4 protein-coding genes are annotated in these 3,423 nt (G+C 63.3%); 2 read left to right on the top strand and 2 right to left on the bottom strand.

The features are described from left to right. Nucleotides 1-244: SCO family protein (locus tag ACK543_RS14480; RefSeq protein WP_409943535.1), on the top strand; the 244-nt coding region annotated here is incomplete at its 5' end. Nucleotides 245-346: 102 nt separating this feature from the next. Here the strand turns inward: ACK543_RS14480 and ACK543_RS14475 are convergent. Both ACK543_RS14475 and rpoH read right to left on the bottom strand, forming a co-directional pair. Further along, nucleotides 347-1,378: a Bug family tripartite tricarboxylate transporter substrate binding protein gene (locus ACK543_RS14475; protein ID WP_409943534.1), complete on the bottom strand. Its 1,032-nt coding sequence runs from the start codon at nt 1,376-1,378 to the stop codon at nt 347-349. 157 nt (nt 1,379-1,535) lie between these two features. Further along, nucleotides 1,536-2,477, bottom strand: a complete 942-nt coding sequence (rpoH, locus tag ACK543_RS14470) for an RNA polymerase sigma factor RpoH (protein ID WP_409943533.1) — start codon at nt 2,475-2,477, stop codon at nt 1,536-1,538. Between the two features lie 519 nt (nt 2,478-2,996). Between rpoH and ACK543_RS14465 the strand changes: the two genes are divergently transcribed. Next, entirely contained in the window at nt 2,997-3,305 is a 309-nt protein-coding gene (locus ACK543_RS14465) for a hypothetical protein (RefSeq protein WP_409943532.1), read from the top strand. The last annotated feature ends 118 nt before the right edge of the window (nt 3,306-3,423 follow it).

Genomic DNA, 3,423 nt, shown 5'->3' with positions numbered 1-3,423 from the left:
CAATTTTGATCCGAGCTTTCTGGCGCTGCGGGGCTCGCCCGAGCAATTGGCCGCCGTGGCCAAGGACTTCAAGATCTACTACAAGAAGGTCGATGGCAAGACGCCCACCAGCTACACCATGGACCACTCTGCCGGAAGCTACGTCTATGACACGGCGGGGCGCCTGCGCCTGTACCACCGCTATGGCAGTGGCGCGCAGGCACTTGCTTCGGATGTGAAGGGGCTGCTGGCCGAGGCGCGCTGAGCGGCCAGGCCGTCGTAAAAAGGCGAGCGTCTGACCTGCGCAGACGCCAGCGGCCCGCGGGGCGCCCCGCAGACCATCGGGCAGGCTGCCGAACGCAGCGCGCTACTCGGCCTTGATGCCCCGCGCGGCAATCACGCCGCCCAGCAGGCTGGTGTCGGCCTTGATGCGGTTGGCCAAGCCCTCTGGCGATGTGCCCGCCACCTGCCAGCCTTGCTGAAAGAGCTTGCTGCGCACGTCGTCACTGCGGGCGATGTCGCCAATCAACGCCGCCAGCTTCGCCTGGATGGGCTTGGGCATGGTGGCAGGGGCTGCAAACGCGTTCCAGATTTCCAGGTTGAAGTCGCGGATTCCGGCCTCGGACAGGCTTGGAATGTCTGGCGCGAGTGAACTGCGCGTCGTCGATGTCACGCCGATCGCGCGCAACTTGCCCGCCTTGATCTGGGCCTGGGCCAGGGCAGGCGGCATCAGCGCCATCTGCAACTGCCCACCCAGCATGGCGGTCGCCACCTGCGCGTAGCCGGGGAAGGGCACATGCACAGGGTTCATGTCGGTGCGGGATTTGAGCAACTCGGTGCCAATGTGGCCCACGGTGCCAACGCCGGGCGTGCCATAGCTCCACTTGTCACCGGCATTGCGGGCGGCCGCAAAGAACTCCTGTGCGGTAGCGGTTGCGGGCAGACCCGGCTGGTTCACGGGCGCGGTCAGCACCAGGGGTGATGTGCCAATCAGGCTCAACGGGGCCAGGTCCTTGAGCGGGTCGTAGGGCACCGCCGGGTTAATCAACTTGGCAATGGTGAGGTTGCCGTTGATCATCAGGCCGATGGTGTGGTCGTCACGCGCCTTGGCCACGGCGTCCGCGCCGATGTTGCCGCCTGCGCCCACGCGGTTTTCAACGATGACGGGTTGACCCAGCGCCTTCGACAGGGGCTCGGCAAACGTGCGCGCCGTCAGGTCGGGGGAGGAACCACCGGGAAAGCCGACAATGATCCGCACCGTCTTGGTGGGCCACTTGCCAGCAGGCGCCGCTGCGCCAGGGGGCGCGGTTTGCGCCGCCACCCAGGGGGCTGCGGCGGCCAGTGCCAAGATCAGTGCCGTGCTGCGGCGGGACAGGATGGGTGCGGTGGGGCGTGACAAGGGAGGCTCCTTGGCGGAAAAATCAGGGGGCTGAAAAACAAAGGGCCCCTCACGGGACCCTTGTGCCTTGTGTCCGGCACCGGTGATGTTACGCCACCACGGTGCCACTGCGGGGCGCGATCGGCCGCGTGCCCCGCCAGCAGCACATCAAGCGCCGTCAAGCGTAATCGGCCAGCGCCTTCTTCATCTTCTTCATCGCTGCCACCTCGATCTGGCGAATGCGCTCGGCGCTCACGCCATATTCGGCCGCCAGCTCATGCAAGGTCATCCCGCCCGTGCCGTCGTCATTGACCTTCAGCCACCGCTCTTCCACGATGCGGCGGCTGCGGTCGTCCAGGCAGCCCAATGCGGCCGCAATGCCATCGGTGGCCATGGCGTCGCGCTGACGCGACTCGATCATCGCTGTCGGCTCGTGCGATGCATCGGCCAGATAGGCAATGGGGCCAAAGGCCTGCTCGCCATCGTCCGAAGGTGCAGGGTCCAGCAAAACGTCGCCACCGGCCATGCGCGTTTCCATCTCGATGACGTCTTCGCGCTTGACGTTCAGTTGCGCTGCGACCGCGTCGATTTCGTGATCGGACAGCGTATCGCGGTGCGTGGCGGCGTCGGCAGCAGCAGAATCGGCCTTGAAGCCCTGCTTCATGGAGCGCAGATTGAAAAACAGCTTGCGCTGGGCCTTGGTGGTCGCCACCTTGACCATGCGCCAGTTCTTGAGGATGTACTCGTGAATCTCGGCCTTGATCCAATGCATGGCATAGCTCACCAGCCGCACGCCCTGGTCGGGGTCAAAGCGCTTGACGGCCTTCATCAGACCGACGTTGCCCTCCTGAATGAGGTCGCCATGGGCCAGCCCGTAGCCCAGATGCTGGCGGGCAATCGACACCACCAGCCGCAAGTGGGACATCACCAACCGTCCGGCTGCGTCCACATCGTTGTGGTCACGCAAACGGCGCACGTACGACTGCTCTTCTTCCAGCGAGAGCATGGGCAAGCGATTGACCGCCGAGATATAGGCGTCCAGATTGCCAAGGGGCGGCACGAGCGACCATGCGCTTGCAGGTGCCAAGGTCGTTGCTGCGGTTCCAGATTGAAGGTTCATTCCGGCGTCCTTTCCTCTTCGGAGTAATGTTAGCACTCTCTCTGAGTGAGTGCTAATGGCGAAGTTCCCTGGCATGCACGGCCGGGTCGATCGGCAGGTGGGTTTGCCCTCGGTCAACCGTTCAGGAGGCTCCACATCACGCTCGTGAGGGGGATGCAGGCCGCGTTGAAGTTTCGTGCTTTCCCCGTCGGTCTTCATTGACCCAGTGCAAAGCAATCGCTTAACTGACTGATTCCTATGGTGTTTTGGTGTCCAGCCGCTTGCGACCTGAGGCGTCCCGCGCCATGGCGCGTGACCCGCTTCAGCGCACCGGTGGGTGGGTGTCCACCTGCACCTGCTTTGGCCGGCGCTGCGGCACGGTTACGCAGGCAGCGCAGGTTGATGCGTGGCAGTTTTAGTCATCAAAAAAGCTGGTTACGCCCGATAAATATGGGGTTATAGCTATCAAAGTAATAGCTTCCGAGTTGGGGCGCTGGCTGCACGCGGGCCCGCGCCACGCGCTCACACCGGCAAGCCCCCATGCTCGACCGCCCAGCGCTCAGCTACGGCCTGTTCCACGCCCAGGTCAAGCCCAACAAGCTGTACGGCATCGTCACCACCGGCATCACCTTCCAGGGCCTGAACATGGACATCGGCCACCTGCGGCACACCCGGTGGGTCAAAAACGACGACCCCCAGGCCGCCATCAACAACAAACCGGAACTCACCCAAAACGGCAAAACTGCAGCCCAAAACCGCTGGATTACCTACAACAAACTACGCGGCCAATACAGCAGCGCCATGGAACACGCCGTGCCCGAACAATTGGGAACCTCTAAAAACCCCTGATTTCCACGCCTGATGAAGCGCAACAGAGCAGGATTTTCAGGCTGCCTATTTTTTGGGCAACTCTGCGGCGTTTCCCGCTAGTCTTGGCCCTTCCAGGGCGCTTTTGGGCTCCATTTTT

Source organism: Acidovorax sp., from assembly GCF_046341535.1.
GTDB lineage: Bacteria > Pseudomonadota > Gammaproteobacteria > Burkholderiales > Burkholderiaceae_C > Acidovorax.
The sequence above is the reverse complement of the archived record's forward strand: the minus strand, read 5'-3'. Positions and strand labels throughout refer to the sequence as shown.

Coding starts and splice junctions, on each gene's coding strand:
- ACK543_RS14465 (WP_409943532.1), top strand. CDS start 2,997: ATGCTCGACCGCCCAGCGCTCAGCTACGGCCTGTTCCACGCCCAGGTC.
- rpoH (WP_409943533.1), bottom strand. CDS start 2,477: ATGAACCTTCAATCTGGAACCGCAGCAACGACCTTGGCACCTGCAAGC.